General features: G+C 64.2%; 17 protein-coding genes. 9 read left to right on the plus strand and 8 right to left on the minus strand.

What is annotated here, in order from left to right; translation table 11 throughout:
- Positions 1–78 precede the first annotated feature (78 nt).
- Positions 79–1,353, plus strand: a complete 1,275-nt coding sequence (fahA, locus tag ACNJX8_RS02430) for a fumarylacetoacetase (RefSeq protein ID WP_439359436.1) — start codon at positions 79–81, stop codon at positions 1,351–1,353.
- A 122-nt stretch (positions 1,354–1,475) separates the two neighbouring features.
- On the opposite strand, the gene ACNJX8_RS02435 is transcribed toward fahA, so the two are convergent.
- The 5 genes from ACNJX8_RS02435 to ACNJX8_RS02455 all read right to left on the minus strand — a co-directional run bounded on the left by ACNJX8_RS02435 (position 1,476) and on the right by ACNJX8_RS02455 (position 6,970).
- Positions 1,476–1,787 (minus strand): DUF1272 domain-containing protein, encoded by a 312-nt coding sequence (locus ACNJX8_RS02435; protein WP_128930748.1) that lies wholly within the window; start codon positions 1,785–1,787, stop codon positions 1,476–1,478.
- Between the two features lie 105 nt (positions 1,788–1,892).
- A complete protein-coding gene (locus tag ACNJX8_RS02440) occupies positions 1,893–3,017 on the minus strand; it encodes a CaiB/BaiF CoA transferase family protein (RefSeq protein ID WP_128943425.1) in 1,125 nt (374 codons plus the stop codon).
- Between the two features lie 210 nt (positions 3,018–3,227).
- Positions 3,228–4,028 (minus strand): FAD binding domain-containing protein, encoded by an 801-nt coding sequence (locus ACNJX8_RS02445; RefSeq protein ID WP_128930750.1) that lies wholly within the window; start codon positions 4,026–4,028, stop codon positions 3,228–3,230.
- A gap of 15 nt (positions 4,029–4,043) precedes the next feature.
- Complete coding sequence (locus tag ACNJX8_RS02450; protein WP_439359437.1) at positions 4,044–6,386, minus strand: xanthine dehydrogenase family protein molybdopterin-binding subunit; 2,343 nt, start codon at positions 6,384–6,386, stop codon at positions 4,044–4,046.
- Positions 6,387–6,469: 83 nt separating this feature from the next.
- On the minus strand, positions 6,470–6,970 hold the full coding sequence (locus ACNJX8_RS02455) for a (2Fe-2S)-binding protein (protein WP_439359438.1): 501 nt from the start codon (positions 6,968–6,970) through the stop codon (positions 6,470–6,472).
- A gap of 560 nt (positions 6,971–7,530) precedes the next feature.
- Here ACNJX8_RS02455 and ACNJX8_RS02460 point away from each other — a divergent pair.
- The 5 genes from ACNJX8_RS02460 to ACNJX8_RS02480 all read left to right on the plus strand — a co-directional run bounded on the left by ACNJX8_RS02460 (position 7,531) and on the right by ACNJX8_RS02480 (position 12,694).
- The gene (locus ACNJX8_RS02460) at positions 7,531–7,629 is read left to right on the plus strand and encodes a hypothetical protein (protein WP_439362056.1); all 99 of its coding nucleotides are present in this window, start codon (positions 7,531–7,533) and stop codon (positions 7,627–7,629) included.
- 413 nt (positions 7,630–8,042) lie between these two features.
- Positions 8,043–9,758, plus strand: coding sequence for a PQQ-dependent methanol/ethanol family dehydrogenase (locus ACNJX8_RS02465; RefSeq protein WP_439359439.1), 1,716 nt, complete (start codon positions 8,043–8,045; stop codon positions 9,756–9,758).
- 139 nt (positions 9,759–9,897) lie between these two features.
- Positions 9,898–11,088, plus strand: a complete 1,191-nt coding sequence (locus ACNJX8_RS02470; RefSeq protein ID WP_439359440.1) for a c-type cytochrome — start codon at positions 9,898–9,900, stop codon at positions 11,086–11,088.
- Between the two features lie 123 nt (positions 11,089–11,211).
- A complete protein-coding gene (locus ACNJX8_RS02475; RefSeq protein ID WP_439359441.1) occupies positions 11,212–11,898 on the plus strand; it encodes a response regulator in 687 nt (228 codons plus the stop codon).
- Positions 11,899–12,001: 103 nt separating this feature from the next.
- Entirely contained in the window at positions 12,002–12,694 is a 693-nt protein-coding gene (locus tag ACNJX8_RS02480) for a response regulator (RefSeq protein WP_439359442.1), read from the plus strand.
- A gap of 147 nt (positions 12,695–12,841) precedes the next feature.
- Here ACNJX8_RS02480 and ACNJX8_RS02485 read toward each other — a convergent pair whose 3' ends face one another.
- Together ACNJX8_RS02485 and ACNJX8_RS02490 are read right to left on the minus strand one after the other, a co-directional pair.
- Entirely contained in the window at positions 12,842–14,200 is a 1,359-nt protein-coding gene (locus ACNJX8_RS02485; RefSeq protein ID WP_439359443.1) for a hybrid sensor histidine kinase/response regulator, read from the minus strand.
- Positions 14,197–15,363, minus strand: a complete 1,167-nt coding sequence (locus tag ACNJX8_RS02490; RefSeq protein WP_439359444.1) for an FIST N-terminal domain-containing protein — start codon at positions 15,361–15,363, stop codon at positions 14,197–14,199. The genes ACNJX8_RS02485 and ACNJX8_RS02490 overlap by 4 nt, the downstream gene beginning before the upstream one ends.
- Positions 15,364–15,621: 258 nt before the next feature.
- Between ACNJX8_RS02490 and ACNJX8_RS02495 the strand changes: the two genes are divergently transcribed.
- Both ACNJX8_RS02495 and ACNJX8_RS02500 read left to right on the plus strand, forming a co-directional pair.
- Complete coding sequence (locus ACNJX8_RS02495; RefSeq protein WP_439359445.1) at positions 15,622–17,661, plus strand: methyl-accepting chemotaxis protein; 2,040 nt, start codon at positions 15,622–15,624, stop codon at positions 17,659–17,661.
- A 417-nt stretch (positions 17,662–18,078) separates the two neighbouring features.
- Positions 18,079–20,112 carry a methyl-accepting chemotaxis protein gene (locus ACNJX8_RS02500; RefSeq protein ID WP_128940948.1) on the plus strand — a complete coding sequence of 678 codons (2,034 nt, stop codon included), beginning with the start codon at positions 18,079–18,081 and terminating at the stop codon, positions 20,110–20,112.
- Between the two features lie 231 nt (positions 20,113–20,343).
- On the opposite strand, the gene ACNJX8_RS02505 is transcribed toward ACNJX8_RS02500, so the two are convergent.
- Entirely contained in the window at positions 20,344–20,718 is a 375-nt protein-coding gene (locus ACNJX8_RS02505) for a DUF3175 domain-containing protein (protein WP_439359446.1), read from the minus strand.
- 182 nt (positions 20,719–20,900) lie between these two features.
- Between ACNJX8_RS02505 and ACNJX8_RS02510 the strand changes: the two genes are divergently transcribed.
- Positions 20,901–22,385 carry an MFS transporter gene (locus ACNJX8_RS02510; protein WP_439362057.1) on the plus strand — a complete coding sequence of 495 codons (1,485 nt, stop codon included), beginning with the start codon at positions 20,901–20,903 and terminating at the stop codon, positions 22,383–22,385.
- Positions 22,386–22,387 lie beyond the last annotated feature (2 nt).

The raw sequence follows: 22,387 nt of genomic DNA on the forward strand, positions 1-22,387 counted from the left end.
CGCGGATAGAACCCCTCATCCGGCGCTTCGCGCCACCTTCTCCCACAAGGGGAGAAGGAAGAAAGAATCGAGCCGAACGTGACAACCCACCCCAACGACCCCAGCCTCCGCTCCTTCATCGATGTCGATCCTGCCTCCGACTTTCCGATCCAGAACCTGCCCTATGGCGTGTTCTCGACTGCGGGCAATCCAACGCCACGGATCGGTGTTGCGATCGGCAATTACGTGCTCGATCTCTGGGAGTTCGAGCAGGACTCGCGGCTCGATGTCGGTCCGCTCGGTGTGTTCTCCGGGGCCTCGCTCAATCCCTTCATGGCGCTCGGACCAAAAGTCTGGACCAAGACGCGGGCGCGGATCAGCGAGCTCCTGCGTCACGATCATCCGGAGCTGCGCGACAACGAGGAGCTGCGCAGCCGCGCGCTGGTGCCGATGCGCGATGCAAAGCTGCATCTGCCGTTCGCGGTCTCCGGCTACACCGATTTCTATTCCTCCAAGGAACACGCCACCAATGTCGGCGTGATGTTCCGCGGCAAGGACAATGCGCTGCAGCCGAACTGGCTGCATATGCCGATCGCCTATAACGGCCGCGCCTCCACCGTCGTGGTATCAGGCACCAAGGTGAAGCGGCCGCGCGGGCAGCTGAAGCCGCCGAACGTGGAGGTGCCGAACTTCGCTCCGTGCAAGCGACTCGATTTCGAGCTAGAGATGGGCGTCGTGATCGGCCAGCCATCGCCGATGGGCGGCATGCTGAGCGAGAGCCAAGCCGAGGAGATGATCTTCGGTTTCGTGCTGCTCAACGATTGGAGCGCGCGCGACATCCAGCAATGGGAATATGTGCCGCTCGGTCCGTTCCTGGCCAAAGCGTTCGCGACCTCGATCAGCCCGTGGGTGGTGACGCGCGAGGCGCTGGAGCCGTTCCGGCTGAAGGGGCCGGAGCAGGCGCCGGCGCCGCTCGACTACCTCAAGCAGAACAAGCCGCAGAACTACGACATTGCACTCGACGTGTCCTTGCGCGCTGCCGGCGCCAACGCCCCCGCCAGCATCAGCCGCACCAATTTCAAATACATGTACTGGTCCTCGGTGCAGCAGCTCATGCACCACGCCTCCAGCGGCTGCGCCATGAATGTCGGCGATCTCCTGGGGAGCGGCACCATCTCCGGCCCGGAAAAGGATCAGCGCGGCAGCCTGCTCGAGATCAGCTGGAACGGCACCGAGCCGGTCGAATTGCCCGGCGGCATCAAGCGGTCGTTCCTGGAAGACGGCGACAGCCTCGTTATGCGCGGCTGGTGTCAGGGCAATGGCTATCGCGTCGGGTTCGGCGAGGTCGAGGGGACGATTTTGGCGGCGGAGTAGCGCGCGCCGCCGCCACGACCTCTGTCATTGCGAGCGCAGCGAAGCAATCCAGAATCTCTCCGCGGAGGGATTCTGGATTGCTTCGTCGCAAGGGCTCCTCGCAATGACGGTGTGGCAGCAGTTCACCGTCTCTCCGGCGGCACCTCGCGTATCCGCGCGCAATGTGCCGCGACGTCGTCCAGGCTGTACTTCAGATGCACCCGCTTGTCGGACGGCACCTGCTTGGTCGTGCACACGCCCGGCCGCCATTCCTGCGCGGGCCTGATCGGGCGCGGGGCAAAACCGCCGCCGCAGTTCGGGCAGACGTTGAAGAGTTTCGTCTCCACGCAATCCGCACAGAACGTGCATTCATACGAGCAGATCCGCGCGTCGGTTGCATCAGGCGGCAGGTCGCGGTCGCAATATTCGCAGTTCGGTCGAAGCTGGAGGGCCATGGTTGAATCTCCCGGATTGACCGGGATCATCGCAGATCGCGCCCGCGGCGCGAATGACGTAGTTCCCTCGATTTCAGCCGGGCTCCAGGCGATTGCCTAGCGCCGCTAGCGCCCGGCCTTCCACGCAGCCGTCACAGCCCCGATCTCCGCCGCCTCCGGCTCGCGGACGGCCGAAGGCGTGCGTGAGAATCTCGGCGCGGGCGCGGGCTGCTTCACGCCGTGACGCTCGACGAAGACATTGCGGGCGACCATGTGCGGGTGTTGCGTGGCCTCCGACATGGTCAGCACCGGCGCGAAGCAGATGTCGGTGCCTTCCATGATCTTGCACCAGTCCTCGCGCGTCTTGCTCTTGAACACCGCCTTCAGCTTCTCCTTCAGCGCCGGCCAGGCGTTGCGGTCCATCTGCGCGTCGAAATCGGCGTCGGTCAGGCCCGCGTGCTGGCGCAGCAGCGCGTAGAATTGCGGCTCGATCGACCCAATCGAGACGAAATGGCCGCAGGCGCATTCGTAGACGCCGTAGAAATGCGCGCCGCCGTCAAGGAAGTTCTGGTTGCGCCCCTCGGTCCAGCGTCCCATCGTGGTCATGTCGAAGAAGAACGACATCAGCGACGCCGCGCCGTCGCACATGGCGGCATCGACCACCTGGCCCTTGCCGGATTTTTGCGCTTCGAGAAGCGCCGCAAGCACGCCGACGACGAGATAGAGCGCGCCGCCGCCGAAATCGCCGACCAGATTGAGCGGCGGCACCGGTGTCTCCTTAGGTCCGATCGCGGCGAGCGCACCGGTGATCGAGATGTAATTGATGTCGTGGCCGGCGGCGTTCGCAAGCGGGCCCTCCTGGCCCCAGCCGGTCATGCGGCCGTAGACCAGCTTCGGGTTGCGCGCGAGCACCACGTCAGGCCCGAGCCCGAGCCGCTCCATCACGCCGGGACGAAAACCTTCGACCAGCGCATCGGCGCTGGCCAGCAGGTCGAGCACTTGTGCGATCGCCGCCTTGTCCTTGAGGTCGAGCTCGATCACCTTGCGGCCGCGGCCCGCCACCGACTTCATGCTCTTCCTGGCGCCGATGCGATCGAGCGTGACGACGTCGGCGCCCATGTCGGCCAGCATCATGCAGGCGAACGGGCCGGGTCCGATGCCGGCGAATTCGACGATGCGGAAGCCCGACAGCGGGCCGGAGGCGCGGACGGAGGAGCCATCTGATTTTTCTTGGGCTGGTTTATCGAGCACGTTGTTGTTTCCTCGGGTCGCGGGCGGATGCCGGTGATCCGGCAATGGCCTCGGACATTGCTCTTTGGGGCGAGTTAATTGGCTGATTAACTTTTCTCGCCTTCACACCAGCGAGGCAAGCGATTTTCATGCCGCATGGCCAAAATAAAAACAGCGCGCACCGAAGTGCGCGCCGCGAAAAATTTGTGTTGAGGCGCTAAAGCGCGATTGTCAGCCCGCAGCGGTCACAGCGCGCTGTGCCATCACTTTGACGAGGTTGGCGCGGTACTCGGCAGTGCCATGAATGTCAGCCAGCAATCCGCTCGCAGAAATATTGACGCTGTCGATCGCCGATGGCGACCAGTTCGCCTTCAACGCGGCTTCGATGGCGCCCACCCGCATCACGCCGTTCTGCGAGGCGCCGGTGGCGGCCACCCGCACCTCGCCCGATTTGGTCTGCGCCACGAACACGCCGGTCAGCGCGAAGCGCGAGGCCGGATGCCGCATCTTGGCGTAGCCCGCTTTCGCCGGAACCGGGAACGACACCGCAGTGATGATCTCGCCATCTTCGAGCGCCGTGGTGAACAGACCCTTGAAGAAGTCATCCGCCGAGATCGACCGCTTGTTCGTCTTCACGGTGGCGCCGAGCGCGAGCAGTGCGGCGGGATAGTCGGCAGCGGGATCGTTGTTGGCGATCGAGCCACCGATCGTGCCGCGATAGCGCACCGCGGGGTCGCCGATCAGCGACGCCAGATAGGCGAGTGCCGGAATCGCCTTCTTCGCGGCATCGCTAGTGGCGACGTCATGATGCGGCGTGGCGGCCTTGATGGTCAGCGTGTCGCCGGAGGCCTCGACGCCGATCATGTCCTTGATCTTGCCGAGGTCGATGACGTCTGACGGATTGGCGAGCCGCTGCTTCATGACCGGCAGCAGGGTTTGTCCGCCGGCCAGGAATTTCGCCTCGCTGCTCTTGCCGAACAGGCTCACGGCTTCGTCGACCGAGGAAGCACGATGATAGGTGGTCTGGTACATCTTCGTTCCTCCCTCTTAAGCGGCGTTGATCGTGCGCCACACCCTGTCGGGGGTCGCGGGCATTTCCAGATTGTTCTTGCCGATCGCATCCGTGATCGCGTTGATCACGGCTGCAGAAGCGCCGATCGCGCCGGCCTCACCGCAACCCTTGATGCCCAGGGGATTGCCCGGGCACAGCGTCGTGGTGTGGGAGAGGTTGAACGAGGGCAAATCGTCGGCACGCGGCATGGAGTAATCCATGAACGAGGCCGTCACCGGCTGGCCGTTGGCATCGTAGATCGCGTGCTCGAGCAGCGCCTGCCCGATGCCTTGGGCGAGGCCGCCGTGGACCTGTCCCTCGACGATCATCGGGTTGATCAGCCGGCCGAAATCGTCGGCCGCGACGAAGTTGACGAAGGATGTCTTGCCGGTGCCGGGATCGACCTCGAGCTCGCAGATATAGGCGCCGGCCGGGAAGGTGAAGTTGGTGGGGTCGTAGAAGGCGCTCTCCTTCAAGCCCGGCTCCATCCCCTCAGGCAGATTGTGCGCGGTGTAGGCTGCGAGCGCGACCATCGGGAAGGCGATCGCCTTGTCGGTGCCCGTGACCTTGAACTCGCCGTTCTCGATGACGATGTCGGCCTCCGAGGCCTCCAGCGCATGCGCAGCGATCTTCTTGGCCTTGGATTCCATCTTCTCCATCGCCTTCAGGATCGCGGTAAGACCGACGGCTGCGGAGCGCGAGCCGTAGGTGCCCATGCCGAACTGCACCTTATCGGTGTCGCCATGGACGATCGAGACCTGGCTGATCGGAACGCCCAGGCGGTCGGCGACGAGCTGGCAGAACGTGGTCTCGTGGCCCTGGCCGTGGCTGTGCGATCCCGTGAGGATCTCGATGGTCCCGACCGGATTGACGCGCACCTCGGCCGATTCCCACAGGCCGACGCCGGCACCCAGACTGCCGACGGCTTTTGACGGCGCGATGCCGCAGGCCTCGATGTAGCAGGACACGCCGATGCCGCGCAGCTTGCCTTGTGATTTGGCTTGTGCCTTGCGGGCAGGGAAGCCGGCATAGTCGATCGCCTTCATCGCGGCATCGAGCGAGGCGTTAAAGTCGCCGGTGTCATAGGCCATGATCACAGGCGTCTGGTGCGGGAACTGGGTGATGAAGTTGGTCCGGCGCAGCTGGGCCGGATCGACCTTCAGCTGCCGTGCCGCCGTCTCCATCAGCCGCTCCAGCAGGTAGCTGGCCTCGGGTCGGCCGGCGCCGCGATAGGCGTCGACCGGCGTGGTGTTGGTGTAGACGCCGATCACCTCGGCATGGATCGCCGGGATGTTGTACTGGCCCGACAGCAGCGTCGCGTAGAGATAGGTCGGCACCGACGACGAGAACAGCGACATGTAGGCGCCGAAATTGGCGTAGGTCTTCACCTTCAACCCGGTGATCTTGTTGTTGGCGTCGAAGGCCATCTCGGCATGGGTCACATGGTCGCGGCCATGCGCGTCGGTGAGGAAGGCCTCGGTGCGGTCGCCGGTCCACTTCACGGGACGACCGACCTTCTTGGAGGCCCACAGCGCCACCATCTCCTCGGGATAGATGAAGATCTTCGAGCCGAAGCCGCCGCCGACGTCGGGCGCGATCACGCGCAGCTTGTGCTCGGGCGCGATGTTATAGAACGCCGACAGCACGAGGCGGGCGACGTGCGGGTTCTGCGACGTGGTGTAGAGCGTGAAATGCTCCTCCGCCGCGTCGTAATCGGCGATCGCCGCGCGCGGCTCCATCGCGTTCGGGGCGAGGCGGTTGTTGGTGACGTCGAGCTTGACCACATTGGCGGCCTTCGAGAAGGCTGCATCGACCGCACCCTCGTCGCCGAGCACCCAGTCATAGACCTGGTTGCCAGGGGCTTCGGGATGCAGCTGCGGCGCGCCGGCCTTGATCGCGGCGTGCATGTCGGCGACCGCGGGAAGCTCCTCGTAATCGACGACGACAGCTTCCGCCGCGTCGCGCGCGAGATTCTTGCTCTCGGCGACCACGACCGCGACGGCTTGGCCAACGAACCGCACCGTCTCCGGCGCCATCGCCGGCCATGCGCCCATCTTCATCGGGCTGCCATCCTTGGAGGTGATGGCCCAGCCGCAGATGAGGTTACCGACCTTGTCGTCGACGAGTTGCTGTCCCGTGAGCACCGCGACCACGCCCGGCATCTTCAAGGCGGCAGAGGAGTCGATCCCCTTCACCTTGGCATGCGCGTGTGGGCTTCTGATGAAATAGGCATGAGTCATGCCCGGCAATTTGATGTCGTCGACGTACCGGCCCTTGCCGGTAATGAAACGCTTGTCTTCCTTGCGCACGACGCGCGCACCGATGCCTTCAACACCCATGTCTGGTCCTCCCGACCGGAAATTTGTTGACCCGCGCTTTCCATCGAAAGCGGCAGTGGTTTTCTTGCTCGCGGCGGCCCGCTTTACTCGGCCGCCTGCGCAACGTTCATGCGACCGGCCGCATCCAGCACGGCCTTGACGATGTTGTGGTAGCCGGTGCAGCGGCAGATATTGCCCTCGAGCTCTTGACGTACGGTGGCTTCGTCGAGCTGGCCGCCAGATCCTTGAGCTTGATGGCGCTGCACGATGTCGATTGCCGACATGATCATGCCCGGGGTGCAATAGCCGCATTGCAGGCCGTGATTGTCGCGGAAGGCGGCCTGCATCGGATGCAGCTCATCGCCCTTGGCGATGCCTTCGATCGTGGTGACGCTCGCGCCGTCCGCCTGTCCCGCCAGCATGGTGCAGGATTTCACGGCGCGGCCGTCCATGTGCACGACGCAGGCGCCGCACTGGCTGGTGTCGCAGCCGACGTGGGTCCCAGTGAGGTTGAGGTGATCGCGCAAGAGGTGGACCAGCAGCGTGCGGTCCTCGACGTCGACAGCAACGGCCTTGCCGTTGACCGTCAGTTTGACTGTAGACACGTGAAGTCCTCCCAGAATGATTTTGATTGGTTCTAATTAGAAACAGCGCAACGGAACTTTGCAACTGGCATTTTGGTGACCTCGCGTCATGGAAAGGTCATCGTGGCGGCCGTCACGGCGCGCGATTCGATCATGATGCGCCACGCCGCCGCCAACGCATGGCGCGACCGCAAGCTAGGTTCGGAAAGTTCTCATCGCGTCCGCGGACAACGTCGCATCGTCGAAGCCGCGTACCGCCGTCGCTCGCCTGCGAGCTCAGCCCTCCCGCACGTTGTTCTCCCTTGGATGCCTTGTTCCCTAGTGTGAATAGGAGCACGCGCTCGCGGCTTTGCAATCGCGATCTTGGTAGTAGGCGGCGGGACGCTAAGCCATTGATTTTATTGCGGGTGCGCCTGGGGTGCGCCGAGCGCCTGATGTCGCTGTGCCGGCCCTCGCGCCACGTCGGCGAGGGCCGGCGGCGTGGGGGGCTTCGCCAAGCGCGGCGCGAAGGCCAGGCTTGAGGGAGAGGCACCGACGTCACTACCCTGCATTGCGAAGCCGAGGCGCAGATCGGCGGCAAGATCGCGCAGCTCGACTCGCGGTTGATCGATTCGACGTCGCGAAAACTTGCCGCGAACTTCTTCGAAAACTTCGCGGCGGTGGTAGCGCCATCATCGTGACTGCGGCGCACGATCGTTGCGCGATGCCCGATGCGTGCGGCCGGCTTGCGCGCGACATTGCCAAGCTGACGAAGCAGTGGGACGAGGCAAGGTCAACACAGCTCCCCTGTCGTCCCGGATCAGCGCTCACTTCGTTCGCTTGTCCGGGACGACGACCGAGAGTGAGGCGATGTCGTCGGTCCCCACACTCGCTTGGTGCGTTTCCACCTGAAAATCAAGGCAAGGAGCCGAGATTCGACAACGAGATGCGCGGCGAAAGCCGCCGACGATTTGCACTACTACCTTCCGCCTATACTAAGCGCGAAAAGCCGATGCTGTAATTTGCGCGATGGCTCGCAGGCAAACTGCGCATCGGGAGCGCAATGCGTTCCAGCGCCCAACCGGCGTACACAACAACACCGCGGAGGGAATACATGACCTTTGGAACGAAGGGTTTTTTGGCTGGTATTTCGATGGTTGCGATGCTGGCCGCCGGCACATCAGGCGTCCGTGCCAACGACTCGCTGATCAAGGCACAGTCCGATTCGAACCAGTGGGCCGTTGCCGGCCACGACTACGGCAATACGCGTTACAGCCCGCTCAAGCAGATCAATACCGAGAACGCCGGCAAGCTGACGCTCGCCTATTCGTTCTCGCTGGCGTCGTTGCGCTCGAACGAAGCCTCGCCGATCGTCGTCGGCAACACGCTGTACGTCTCGAGCTCCTGGGGCCCGAAATACGTCTATGCGCTCGATGCCGCGACCGGTGCGCGCAAATGGACCTGGGAGCCCGAAATTCCCGATGACGTGCTGCAATATGCCTGCTGCGACGTGAACAACCGCGGCGTCTCCTATGCGGACGGAAAGATCTTCGTCGGCCGGCTCGATGGCAAGCTGACGGCGCTCGATGCCGCGACCGGCAAGGCGCTGTGGACGACGAAGGTCGTCGATTACAAGCAGGGTTCGGTCATCACCTCGCCGCCGCTGGTGGTGCGCGACAAGGTCATCACCGGCTTCGGCGGCGGCGAGTACGGCGTGCGCGGTTCGCTCCAGGCCTTCGACATCAACAGCGGCAAGCAATTGTGGCAGACCTTTACGGTTCCCAGTCCGGATGAGCCCGGCGGCGACACCTGGAAGGGCGATTCCGCCCAGCATGGCGGCGGTGCGGCCTGGCTGGTCGGCTCCTACGATCCCAAGAGCGACACCGTCTATTGGGGCACCAGCAATCCCGGTCCGTGGAACACCGGCGTTCGTTCGACCGGCGACGGCAATTTCGGCAAGCTGACCAATCTCTACACCGCCTCGACGCTCGCGCTCGATCCCAACACCGGCAAGATCAAGTGGCACATCCAGACCACGCCGGCCGATGCCTGGGACTATGACGGCGTCAACGAAGCCGTGCTCGCGGATCTCAAGATCGGCGGCAGCACGGTGCCGGCGCTGATGAAGGCGGATCGCAACGGCTACTTCTTCGTCGCCAACCGTGAGACCGGCAAGGTGGTCTCGGCGGAGAAATACGTCTTCTCCAACTGGGCGAAGAAGTGGGACGTCAACACCATGCGGGCGGTCGAAGATCCGGACAAGCGTCCGGGGCCGGGCCATCCCGCCAAGGACATCTGTCCGAACCTGATTGGCGGCAAGAACTGGCAGCCGATGTCGTTCAATCCGCAGACCGGGCTTGTCTACATCCCCTCGAACAATGTCTGCATGGACTGGTCGGTGTCCGACGTCGCCTACAAGCGCGGCGTGTTCTATCTCGGCGCCGAATTTCCGACCAAGGAAGGCCCCGGCGGCTTCCTCGGCGAGCTCGTGGCCTGGGATCCCATCGCCCAGAAGAAGGTCTGGTCGATCAAGGAAGATCTGCCGTTCAACGGCGGCACGCTGACCACCGGCGGCGGCCTCGTGTTCGCCGGTAACATCCATGGTGACTTCCGCGCCATCGATGCGAAGTCTGGCAAGGTGCTGTGGAGCAAGAATCTCGGCTCCGGTATCGGTGCGGGCCCGGTGACCTACAGTGTCGACGGCAAGCAGTACGTCGCCATCGTCGTCGGCCGCACGGCTGCATTGCCCGCGTTCCTGGGCGAGGTTGGGAAGAAGATGACGGCCGCAGCCCCCGAGGGCGGTTCGCTCTTCGTGTTCTCCGTCCAGTGACGACTCGCGCGCGTATCCCGGAGGAACGGGATACGCGCGCGCTTTCTCGACATCGCGCGGCGACGGCATCGGCCAGATCTCGGGCCAGATCCTGTGTTGCCACGCTTGGTCCAACAATTCCCACCTGCCGGAGATGAGGATGCGTCCGATCAATCCAGGAAATGGCAACAGCGGACTTCGCACCATCGCGGGACTGCTCGCATGGGCCGCCGCGTCCGCGCTGATTGCGTCGGCCGCAACCGCTCACGCAGACGAGGCGAAGCCGTTCCGTCTGTGCGCCGATCCGACCAATCTGCCGTTCTCGAGCGATAATCCGTCGCGGCCGGGCTTCTATGTCGAAATTGGCCAGGCGCTGGCGCAGGCGCTCGGCCAACCGATCACTTACGATTGGTACAAATCCTATTTCGGCAAGCGCACCGTGAGGGTCACGCTGCTGGGCAAGCAATGCGACGCCATGATCGGCTTGCCACGCTCCGAGGATTTCATGGGACCTGCCGTGATCTTCTCCAGCACCTTTGCGAAGGAAGGCTACGCCCTGGTCGCGGCGAAAGGTCAGGCGATCGGCGGCGTGGACGACCTCAGGGGCAAGCGCATCGCTGTCCAGTACGCCAGCACACCACAAAACCTCCTTGCGACACGTGACGACATCCAGAAGGTGACCGTGCTCTCGCCCGAGGAGGCCATGCAGGCGCTCGATCAGGGCAGGGCCGACGTCGCCTTTATCTGGGGGCCCGTCGCCGGCTGGTTGAACATGACCGCCTATCATGACCGCTATCAAATCCGGCTCACCGAAGGCGAAGGCCTGTCATGGGATGCCGCCATCGGCTTTGCGAAGGGTTCGACCGAGCTGCGCGATCGGGTCGATGCGATCCTGCCGACGCTTCAGAGCACAATCGCCGATCTCGCGGTGAAATACGGCTTGCCGGCCGGACAGCCTGTCCGCTTTGGCGCGGCCCAGGCTGTGCCGGCGGGAACCACGACAGGAGCGGGCCCTGGGCCGAGCGTGAGGCAGGTCGCAAATGTGGTGGCAACCGAGATCAAGGGCGATGCATCTGCGCCGAATGCGGAGACCATCGGCGCGGGCAAGGAGATCTTCAACGGTACTTGCGCGCATTGCCATGGCCCCGACGCCATCCAGAGTGAACGGAAGATCGATCTGCGGCTCTTGCGTCACCGCTACGGCGACGACATGCGCGACACGTTCTGGAAGACCGTGCACGAGGGACGTCCCGCCAAGGGCATGCCGGCCTGGAAGGAGGTCTACACCGACGACCAGTTCGACAGCATTTATTCCTTCCTGCTGACCGTCCAGGTCGAATCGAACGACTGAACGGCCTTGACCGGACGGGATCGGGAAGATGTGGTAGCGTCCATCATGCATCTTTCCGACGCCGGACCGGCGCAGGATGGGTGCGCTGCCGCCGCGCGTGCGGTGGATCCTTTGGAAGGCGCCATGGCCAGCTTCCTGATCATCGACGATCATCCGCTGTTTCGCGAAGCTCTGGGCAATGCAGTGCGGCTCGCCTTGCCGGAGGCCCGCATCCTGGAGGCAATGTCGATCGAGGACGCCCTGCACATCCTGTCGGCCGAACAGGGGATCGACCTCGCGCTGCTCGATCTGTCGCTGCCGGATGCGACCGGCTTCTCCGGCTTTCTCCGCTTGCGCGAAACCTATCCGCGCCTGCCGGTCGCCATCGTATCGAGCGAGGAGGACCAGCATGTGGTCCGCGAAGCGCTGGCGCTCGGCGCGGCCGGCTATCTCCCGAAGTCGACGTCGAAGCGCGAGCTGGCCCAGTCGATCGAGGGCGTGCTGTCCGGATCGGTATCGGTGCCCCGGGATTTCGTGCAGACGCCGCCGCGGCGAAAAGCCGAGACCAGCAAGGCCCTCGTGGTCAAGCTCCGCGAGCTCACGCCGCAGCAGCTTCGGGTGCTGGACCTGCTTCGCCGCGGTTATCCGAACCGGCAGATCGCGCAGGAGCTACAGCTTGCCGAATCCACAGTGAAAGCGCACATCACCGAGATCCTGCGCAAGCTCGGACTGTTCAGCCGCAATAAGGCGATCATCGAAATCGGCAAGATGGACCTGCCCGATCCCAGGAGCCGGCCCTATGCGAGGGTCGATCGTGGGAGGCCGCAATGATCCGCGCCGCCGTTCTTGACCTGGATCAACCCGGCGCGGGCCGGCTGATACATGCTCGGTTCAAGCTCGAACCCGGCAACGATTTGGGAATGGCTCACGCGTGATGCGATTTCTGATTGTCGAAGACCATCCGTTGTTTCGTGAGGCGCTCGAAGGCGCGCTGCAAATGGTGGCGCCCGGGGCCGAGATCCTGCAGGCGACGTCGATCGACGGCGCGCTCGAACAGCTGTGCGCGGGCGCCGAGCTCGATCTCCTCCTCCTCGATTTGTCGATGCCGGGCACGACCGGCCTCTCGGGCGTCATTCGCATCCGCAAGGCATTCCCGAAGGTTCCCGTCGTCATCGTGTCGGGGCATCAGGATCCACGCATCATCTCCGGCGCCTTGTCGCTCGGGGTGGCCGGCTACATCTTCAAATCCTCGTCCAAGCAGGAGCTTGCCCAGTCGATCGGCGAGGCGCTGCAGGGTCTCGTCTGTATTCCCGACGCCTATCGCGCACTCCGGCCGCGGCGGGCCCCAAGTCCCGCGCATGACCTGCTGAAACGGCTGCATGACCTGACGCCGCAGCAATTGCGGGTCCTCGACATGCTCAAGCGCGGCCTGCAGAACAAGCAGATCGCCTATGAGCTGAAGATTTCCGAGACCACCGTGAAGGTCCATGTCTCGGACATCCTGCGCAAGCTGAACGTGCTGAGCCGCACCAAGGCGATCGTCGAAATGTCGCAGATCGATTTCGCGACGCTGGCAGGCGAGGGCACTACGCTGAGGCGCGAGCGTGCCCAACCGGATCAGCAGTGACGCGAATTTCTTCCGTCCCGTCCCATCGATTGGCGGTCGTTCCTGTCGGTTATTTTATTTAAGAATCAATGTCTTGGCGGAATGTAATTTGTTACCGCTACTGTGCATGGGGTTGTTTTTCGATATTTTGTGTGACCGTCGCACCAGCTAGCTCAGCAAGAACGACAGCAGCGCGCGCATCTCGGCAGGCTTGACCGGCTTCTTCAACACTTCGAGGCCGGAGAGGCTCGCTTGCTTGGCGGCCTTCTCGGAGTAGTCGGCGGTGATGATCATCGCGGGCACGTCGAGCTTCAGTTGCTGCCGGATGTCGGCTATCGCCGACAATCCGCTTTCGCCGTGATCGAGATGAAGATCGGCGATGACCGCGTCGGGCGCGCCGCCCAGCTCGCTGAGACGCAGCAGCGCTTCCGTAGCCGATCGCGTGGTCGCGACATCGCAGCCCCAGCCTTCCAGCAAGGCGGCCATGGCCTCGGAGCCGGATGGATCGTTCTCGACCAGCAGGATCTTGGCGCCTTCGAGGCCGCCATATTGATGTTCGGCGAGCTTGGTCTCGTGCACCTCGTCGCTGACCTCGGCAAGATCGGCCGGCTCGAGCTCCAGGACGAACGTCGATCCTTTGCCGACCTGCGACGACAGCTGCACCGCATGTCCGAGCACCGTCGCGAAGCGGCGAACGATGGAGAGACCGAGCCCGAACCCGGCCTGGTCGGTTGCGCTGGCCTCACCGCGCTGGAATTCGCGAAAGATTGCCTCCTGTTGCGCCTGCGCAATTCCCGGTCCGGTGTCGGAGACCTGGACGCAGATGCGGTTGTTCCGGCGCCTGCATCCCATTACGACGCCGCCGCTGCGGGTGTAGCGGATGGCATTGGCAAGCAGATTTTGCAGGATGCGCCGGAGCATCATCACGTCCGACGACACCGCGAGCGGCGAGTTGCGGATCCGCAAGGTCAGGCCTTGCCGTGCGGCGATCGGCGCGAATTCGTTGCGGAGCTGCTCGAACAGCGGCGCGAGCGCCAACGGACGCACGTCGGGCCTGAGCGCGCCGGCGTCGAGCTTGGCGATCTCCAGCAACGACCGCAACAGGTCCTCCAGCGTCACCAGCGAGCGGTCGACCTGGTCGATCAGCAGACCGGCCTCCTGCGTCTCCATCATCTCGGCCAGCGCTGAGAGCGTCAGGCGCGCCGCGTTCAGCGGCTGTAACAGGTCGTGGGTGACCGAGATCAGAACGGACGATTTGAGCGAGCTTGCGGCCTCGGCCTGCTGCTTGGCGCGATACAGACCCTCATTGGCGCGTTCGATCGAATGCAGCGCCTCGCGCAACTGGTGCGTCCGGTCTCGAACCTGGCGGTCGAGCGCGATGGCTGTCTCGAACAACGAGAAGGCATTGAGCTGCTGGTCCATCGAGCGTTCGACGCGGGACATCAGCGCGGCATTGATCTTCCTCAGCTTCGCGGTTTCCCGCTGCAGCTGTTCGACCGTTTCGGCATCCTGCCATAGCCCGGTCACGAGGAGCGCCTGCCGATGGCGACGCCCGTGAACGTCTGGTTCACATGCATCGAGCCGAACTGTTCGCCGTAGGTATGAAAACCGACCACGCGATTCTGGTGGTAGAGCTCGGACATGTCGCGGGCGAGCTGGTGCTGCTCGGCGTCGAGCCGGCGCAACAGGCACTCGAAACCGATATAGAGCGAGACCTCGCCGATCTGGTCGCGCGTTTCCGCGAAGGCCTCGCGCGTCGTGCCGACGAGGCTGCGCGATGTCGCCGCCGTCAGCACCATGCCCTCGTCGATGGCGCAAAAGAAGTGCAGCGAGCCGTCCGGTTCGACGCGCTGGATCGACCGGGCGTAGTAGGAGCCGCCGACGCGGACCAGAACCGGATGCGAGGCGAACGAGAACGGATCGAGCTTGGCGTCCATGATCCCGACGACGCGGGAATATTCCTGGGCCGCGGGCTCGGCGTTCAGTTCCCTGACCGTTCGATTCTCGATGTCGGCCTCGGTGACCACCATCTTCTGCAGCCGCGGTTCGAAATTGTCACATTTGAACACCCGGAACGGCAGCGACGTGCTCAAGAGGATCAGGAGAGCGGCATTCGTGTACGCCTTGCCGTCGAGGAACACCCAGGTCCTCTCGAAGCGCATCCCGTCGCCCGCAGATCCACCGACGATCGGAATGTCGTCCAGCGAGGCATAGATCGCGGACATCACCGCTTCTTCCCGGCGGCACAGGCCGTCGATCAGGACCAGACCGAACGGATTTCCGCGCTCGACCTGGGAGGACACCCGCAGCAGCTCCTGCCGAAGCTCGGCGCCGATCCTGCGGCCGTCCTCGACGTGAAAACTGTCGAGATTGAGGATGGGGCGCACCACGGCCGAGAAGTCGGCTCGGCTGAACGCGAGAGCGACGACGCTGTTCTCGTCCCAGCCGTCGGGGGCAAGCTCGCCGGCAGTGGTGCAACCGCAGACCGGGACCCCGTCAAATTGTCGGCTGATCTCGGCGATGAATTGGTGTGGATCGTAGCTCGGGGAGACGAAGAGCAGAATGAGCGCCAGCTCGTCGGATGGGAGCTGGCCGGCGAGGTCGGCAACGGCTTGCTCGGCGCCCGCGGCCTTCGACTTCGCGACAGCAACGCCAGACGCACCGCCAAACCGAAAGTCGGTTTGCCCCACTCCGTTTCTCCCCTCGAGGACCCGCTCGGTCTAATGCCAAGTGCCTGACAAGTGTCCAAAGAGTATGGCCTTTTTCGCCCGGTCGCAACTCGGCGGCCAGGTCCGCGGGGCGCGTGTTCCGCACCAAGCCGCCGTTGCGGAGGAGGGGCGGACGAATTTACCGCCCCTTGACGATTCTGCCCTAATTTTCATCGCCGGTCCGGAGGGGGCTGCTTCCAGGCCGCGTTGCACGTGCAAGAACAGATCTTGGGGGTTGGAATGTCCGGGCGTACCGCATCGCCGTCGAAGCGCACACTATTTCCGACCCTCAGATTTCGTACCAAGATCATTCTGGGCTTCGCCGCAGTGCTGGTGATCTCCGCCGGCAGCATGGCCTTCTCCTATTTCGGCTTCGAGCGGGTTTCCTCCGGGGTCGGATCCTACCGCACCAGCGTTTCCGAGGCCGACCTTGCCCGCAACATCGACCGCGAGCTGCTCGGCTATCGTTCGGCCGCCCGCTACTTTGTCGTGACCGGCAAGGAGGACGACGCCAAGGCGGCGCTGGAGGCGGAAGCCAACCTGAAGGGCGCGATCGACCAGGCCATCAAGAGCGCCAAGAAGCCGGCGCGGCAGGAGGGCCTCAACAAGCTCGCCAAGGAGTTTTCCAACTTCTCCGCGACCTTTGCCAAGATTTTGCAGGCCAAGCGCGACAGCGCGCTGCTGGTCCAGAACCAGCTCCAGCGCAACGCCAATCTCCTGAAATACAAGCTCGACGACATCGGCAACAACGCCTCCGACGCGGAAGCGCAGGCGATCGAGTTCGGCACCAAGCAGGTCAATGCCCAGTTCCAGACCGCAAGTTCTGCCGCGAGCAATTTCATCCTCAATTCCGACCAAGCGGTCGCGGCAAGCGCGCTGGCGCGGCTGAAATTCGTCGATAACTCGCTCGGTGCGGTCTATTCCATGGACGACAAGATCGTCGCCGGGCTGAAGGACGCCAAGGCGCTGCTGGGAGCCTATCGGCAAGCGCTGGAGAAGCTGATCGCCAACGCCAAGATGATCGATGACCTCGTGACCGAAATGAGCGGCTCGGCCGGGGCGATCCTTCAGGGCGCCACCGCCATGAAGGCGGACCTCGTCGCCGAACAGCAGCGGCTGGAAGCGGAGTCGGAAGCGACCATCGGACAGACCGAGCAACTGGTGCTGATCCTCGCCGTCGGCGGCACGCTGCTCGGTGCGGTCCTCGCCTTCCTGCTCGGGACCGGCATGTCGCGTCCGATGATCGCGATGTGCAAGGCGATGCGGGATCTGGCTTCGGGCAATTTCGACGTGGTGCTGCCGGGACTTGGCCGCAAGGACGAGATCGGCGAGATGGCCGGCGCGGTCGAGGAGTTCAAGGTTCAGGCGGTGGCCAAGGCCGAGCGCGATGCCGCCGCCAGCGAGGTCCAGAACCGGGAGCAGGCGGCAAGCCGCCGCGCCGAGCTGATCCGCTTTGCCGACGATTTCGAGAGCGCGGTCGGCGCCATCGTCTCCAACGTCTCGGCGTCCGCTGTGCAGCTGGAATCGGCCGCCTCCACGCTGACCCGCACCGCCGAGACCACGCAGAGCCTGTCGAGCCAGGTCGCCGGCGTCTCCGAGCAGGCCTCCTCCAACATGCAGTCGGTGGCGACCGCGACCGAAGAGCTCTCGGCCTCGGTCGAGGAGATCGGCCGCCAAGTCCGCGATTCCAGCCGCATTGCCGAGGCCGCCGTCGTGCAGGCCAAGGAGACCGACGGCCGCATCGGCAAGCTGTCGCATGCCGCCCAGCAGATCGGTGAAGTGGTCAAGCTGATCACGGCGATTGCCGAGCAGACCAATCTTCTGGCGCTCAACGCCACCATCGAGGCGGCGCGCGCCGGTGAAGCCGGCCGCGGCTTTGCGGTGGTTGCGAGCGAGGTGAAGTCGCTGGCGAGCCAGACGGCGAAGGCGACGGATGAAATCTCCTCGCATATTACCGGCATGCAGGGCGCCACGGCCGAATCGGTCGCCGCAATCAAGGAGATCGGCGCGACCATCGGCCAGATCTCGTCGATCTCGACCTCGATCGCGAGCGCCGTCGAGCAGCAGGGCGCGGCAACGCAGGAGATCGCCCGCAGCGTCCAGACCGTCGCCCAGGGCACCCAGACCGCGGCCACCGATATCGGCGAGGTCAACCGCGGCGCCGCCGAAACCGGGTCGGCCTCGGAAGAGGTGCTGAACTCGGCCAAGACGCTGTCGAGCGAAAGCACCCGCTTGCGCGCCGAGCTCGACCGCTTCATGGCAAATATCCGGGCGGCGTAAGGGCACCGCCGTTGCACCACCCTCCGCAGTCGTCCCGGACAAGCGCGCCCTCAAGCGCGCGTCGATCCGGGACCCATAACCACCGAATTGCGTTGCTGCACGAGCTGGCAACTCCGAATCTTCGCAAAACGATTGCTGCGGAGTATGGGTCCCGGATCTGCGCTCCGCTCCTGACAACGCTTCGCGCTGCCAGGGCTCCGCTTTGTCCGGGACGACGGTGGAGGATTTGCGCGCCGGCCTTCAATTTGTAGCGGCGCGGGAAAGCCCGCCTTAAGAAATCCCCGCGTCACCTCACCGCCAGTTGCGGTGCCACAAATTTACCACAGCTTATCCTTTGCCCCGTAACGTGCCGCGGAGTCGGGGAGCGGACTGCTTCCGGCTGCGCCTGGTTTTCCGCGAATGGAATGGGGTGGGGGAATGTCGGTCAAGTCGAAGTCGCAGCAATCGAAGCTGCCAACGCTACGGTTTCGCGCAAAAATCATCCTTGGCTTCGTGGCGGTGCTCGCCATCCTCGCCGTCAGCATGGCTTTCGCCTATTTCGGCTTCGAGCGGATCCAGGCCGCCGTGGGCTCCTACCGCGCAAGCGTCTCGGAAGCCGACCTCGCGCGGACCGTCGATCGCGAGCTGATCGCCTATCAGGGGTTGGCGCGGGCCTACACGTTGACCGGCACGGCGGATGACGAGACCGCGGCCAAGGCCGCCGAAGAGAATTTGAGGAGCGCGATCGGCAAGTCGATATCCGCCACGACCGGGGCCGCCCGCCGTGAGCAGGTCGGTAAGCTCGAGGCCGAATTCCAGCGCTTCACAAAGGTGTTCGGTGAGATCATCACCCTGACCCGCGAGAACAACAAGATCGCGGCCGATGAGCTCAACAGCGTCGGCAACAAGATCCGCTTCAAGTTCGACGATCTCGCCGACACGGCTGCGCTGGCGGGGCTTGCATCGGTCCAGACCACGGCCAAGGACGTCACCTCGCAATATCTGGCCGTTTCCACCTCGGTCAGCGCCTTCGTCGCCAAGCCGGAGCCGAAGACCGCCGATGGCGTGATCGCCCGCATCAAGTTTCTGGAGACCTTGCTGGTCTCGATCTATGCGAACGACCAGAAGATCACCGACCGCGTCACCGAGATCGGCAATCTCCTGAAGCAGTACCGCACCTCTTTCGCGAAGCTGACCGAGAACGTGAAGGTCATCGTCAAGCTGAACGGTGAGATGACCAAGACGGCCGCGTCGATCCTCAAACTCTCGGCCGAGCTGCGTTCGGACCTCACCGCCGACCAGCAGCGCATCGAGGCGAGCGCCAATGCGACCATCGGGGAGACCGAGCGGCTAATGCTGATGATGGCGCTCGGCGGTCTTGCCGTCGGTGCCGTCCTGGCCTGGATGCTCGGCAATGGTATCTCGCGTCCGATGATCGCGATGTGCAAGGCGATGCGGGAGCTGGCTTCGGGCAATTTCGACGTGGTGCTGCCGGGACTTGGCCGCAAGGACGAGATCGGCGAGATGGCCGGCGCGGTCGAGGAGTTCAAGGTTCAGGCGGTGGCCAAGGCCGAGCGCGATGCCGCCGCCAGCGAAGTCCAGAACCGGGAGCAGGCGGCAAGCCGCCGCGCCGAGCTGATCCGCTTTGCCGACGATTTCGAGAGCGCGGTCGGCGCCATCGTCTCCAACGTCTCGGCCTCCGCTGTGCAGCTGGAATCGGCCGCCTCCACGCTGACCCGCACCGCCGAGACCACGCAGAGCCTGTCGAGCCAGGTCGCCGGCGTCTCCGAGCAGGCCTCCTCCAACATGCAGTCGGTCGCGACCGCGACCGAAGAGCTGTCGGCCTCGGTCGAGGAGATCGGCCGCCAGGTTCGCGATTCCAGCCGCATTGCCGAGGCCGCCGTGGTGCAGGCCAAGGAGACCGACGGCCGCATCGGCAAACTGTCGCATGCCGCCCAGCAAATCGGCGAGGTGGTCAAGCTGATCACGGCGATTGCCGAGCAGACCAATCTTCTGGCGCTCAACGCCACCATCGAGGCGGCGCGCGCCGGTGAAGCCGGCCGCGGCTTTGCGGTGGTTGCGAGCGAGGTGAAGTCGCTGGCGAGCCAGACGGCGAAGGCGACGGATGAAATCTCCTCGCATATTACCGGCATGCAGGGCGCCACGGCCGAATCGGTCGCCGCAATCAAGGAGATCGGCGCGACCATCGGCCAGATCTCGTCGATCTCGACCTCGATCGCGAGCGCCGTCGAGCAGCAGGGCGCGGCAACGCAGGAGATCGCCCGCAGCGTCCAGACCGTCGCCCAGGGCACCCAGACCGCGGCCACCGATATCGGCGAGGTCAACCGCGGCGCCGCCGAAACCGGGTCGGCCTCGGAAGAGGTGCTGAACTCGGCCAAGACGCTGTCGAGCGAAAGCACCCGCTTGCGCGCCGAGCTCGACCGCTTCATGGCAAATATCCGGGCGGCGTAAGGGCACCGCCGTTGCACCACCCTCCGCAGTCGTCCCGGACAAGCGCGCCCTCAAGCGCGCGTCGATCCGGGACCCATAACCACCGAATTGCGTTGCTGCACGAGCTGGCAACTCCGAATCTTCGCAAAACGATTGCTGCGGAGTATGGGTCCCGGGTCTGCGCTCCGCGCCTGACAACGCTTCGCGCTGCCAGGGCTCCGCTTGTCCGGGACGACAGCGGAAATTTGTAACTCACTCCCGCCCGAACGCCCGCTTCAGCTCCACCTTCGCGCGCTCCAGTCGCGTGCGCTGCGTCTTCGGCAGCGTCTTGCCGGCGCGGTTGATGTAGAACGTCAGCATCGACAGCGCGGAGCGATAGGCGCCAGCCTTGCGGCGCGCGCTGTGCTCGGCCGAACGCTTCAGGGAGCCTGCGATTTTCTTGGGGTCCTTGAGCTTGAACACACCGCGCTTGAGATCGAGCGCGTCGCTCTCCTTCGTCACACGCTGCGACCATCGCTTCGGCGCTGCGCGGCGGCTTGACCTCTTGCGTGTCGTGCTGGCCTTGCGGCGCGTGGTGTTGCGCGCGCCTGTCTTCCGTGAATGTGTCGTCTTTCTGACCTGAGCCATGCGTCAACTCCTTGCAGCTCCATCGAAAACGGATGTTCTCGGCGGCTGTTCCTATGGGAACCCAGCCTCGTCGCAAACGTTGTCGCAGGTGGCAGGCGGAATGCCGCATCCCCATCATCGGATCGACCCCGTCCACGCTATGTGAACCGGGGCCGCTTCCATTGATCAGACACAACAACGCGATGGAATTGCAGCAAAGCCCAGCGCTGAATTATGAATCTGCGATCTCGGCGGTGGCGACGGATCGCGTCGTCGAGACCAGCATTCCCTCGCGCCTCGATGCGCTGCCGTGGAGCGGCTTTCACACGCGCGTCGTGCTCGCGCTCGGCATCACCTGGATCCTCGATGGACTCGAGGTGACGCTGGCCGGTGCGCTCTCGGGCGCGCTGAAGCAGAGTCCCTCGCTGCATTTCTCCAATCTCGATCTCGGCATCGCCAATTCCGCCTATCTTGCCGGCGCGGTGCTGGGTGCACTCGGTTTCGGTTGGCTCACCGATCGCATCGGCCGCAAGAAATTGTTCTTTATCACGCTTGCGCTCTATCTCTCGGCGACGGCTGCGACTGCTCTGTCATGGGATGTCGCGAGCTACGCGCTGTTTCGCTTCCTCACCGGCGCCGGCATCGGCGGCGAATACACCGCGATCAATTCGACCATCCAGGAGCTGGTGCCGGCGCGCTATCGCGGCTGGACCGATCTCATCATCAACGGCAGCTTCTGGATCGGCGCTGCGATGGGCGCGGTGGCGGCCATCATGCTGCTCGATCCAGCCGTGATCGGTCCCGACATCGGCTGGCGCCTCGCTTATCTGATCGGGGCGACCGTCGGCCTCGTCGTGCTCTTGATGCGGATGTGGATTCCGGAGAGTCCGCGCTGGTTGATGATTCACGGCCGACCCGACCAGGCGCATGCCATCGTCGACGAAATCGAATGCTCGGTGATCGGACAAGGCCAGGATACGAGCGACGGACGCTTTGCGAAGATCCGTCTGAAGATGCGCGATCACACGCCGATCCCCGAGGTCGTCCACACGCTGTTCTCTGCCTATCGTCAGCGCGCGCTGGTCGGCCTCGTGCTGATGAGCGCGCAGGCGTTCTTCTACAACGCCATCTTCTTCACCTTCGCGCTGGTGCTGACCGATTTCTACGGCATCAGCGCCGATCATGTCGGCTGGTACCTGCTGCCCTTCGCCGCCGGCAACTTCCTGGGTCCGCTGCTGCTCGGCCGCCTGTTCGACACGCTCGGCCGCCGCACCATGATCGTGTTCACCTATGGCGTATCGGGCTTGCTGCTGGCGCTGTCAGGCTATCTGTTCTCGATCGGCGCGCTCAGCGCGCAGGGGCAGACCGTGGCCTGGATGGTAATCTTCTTTTTCGCCTCGCCGGCCGCGAGCGCGGCCTATCTCACCGTCAGCGAGAACTTTCCCTTGGAGGTTCGCGCGCTGGCGATCGCGGTGTTCTATGCAGTCGGCACCGGCATCGGCGGCGTGATCGGGCCGGCACTATTCGGCGCGCTGATCGACACGGGATCACGTACCAGCGTGTTCGCCGGCTATCTGCTGGGGGCGTTCCTGATGATCGCGGCTGCGATCGTGGCGTGGCGCTATGCCGTCTCGGCAGAGCGCAAATCGCTCGAACAAATCGCACGGCCGCTTGCCTTTATGGAGTAGAC

This window comes from Bradyrhizobium sp. SPXBL-04, assembly GCF_051853035.1.
Taxonomy (GTDB): domain Bacteria; phylum Pseudomonadota; class Alphaproteobacteria; order Rhizobiales; family Xanthobacteraceae; genus Bradyrhizobium; species Bradyrhizobium zhanjiangense.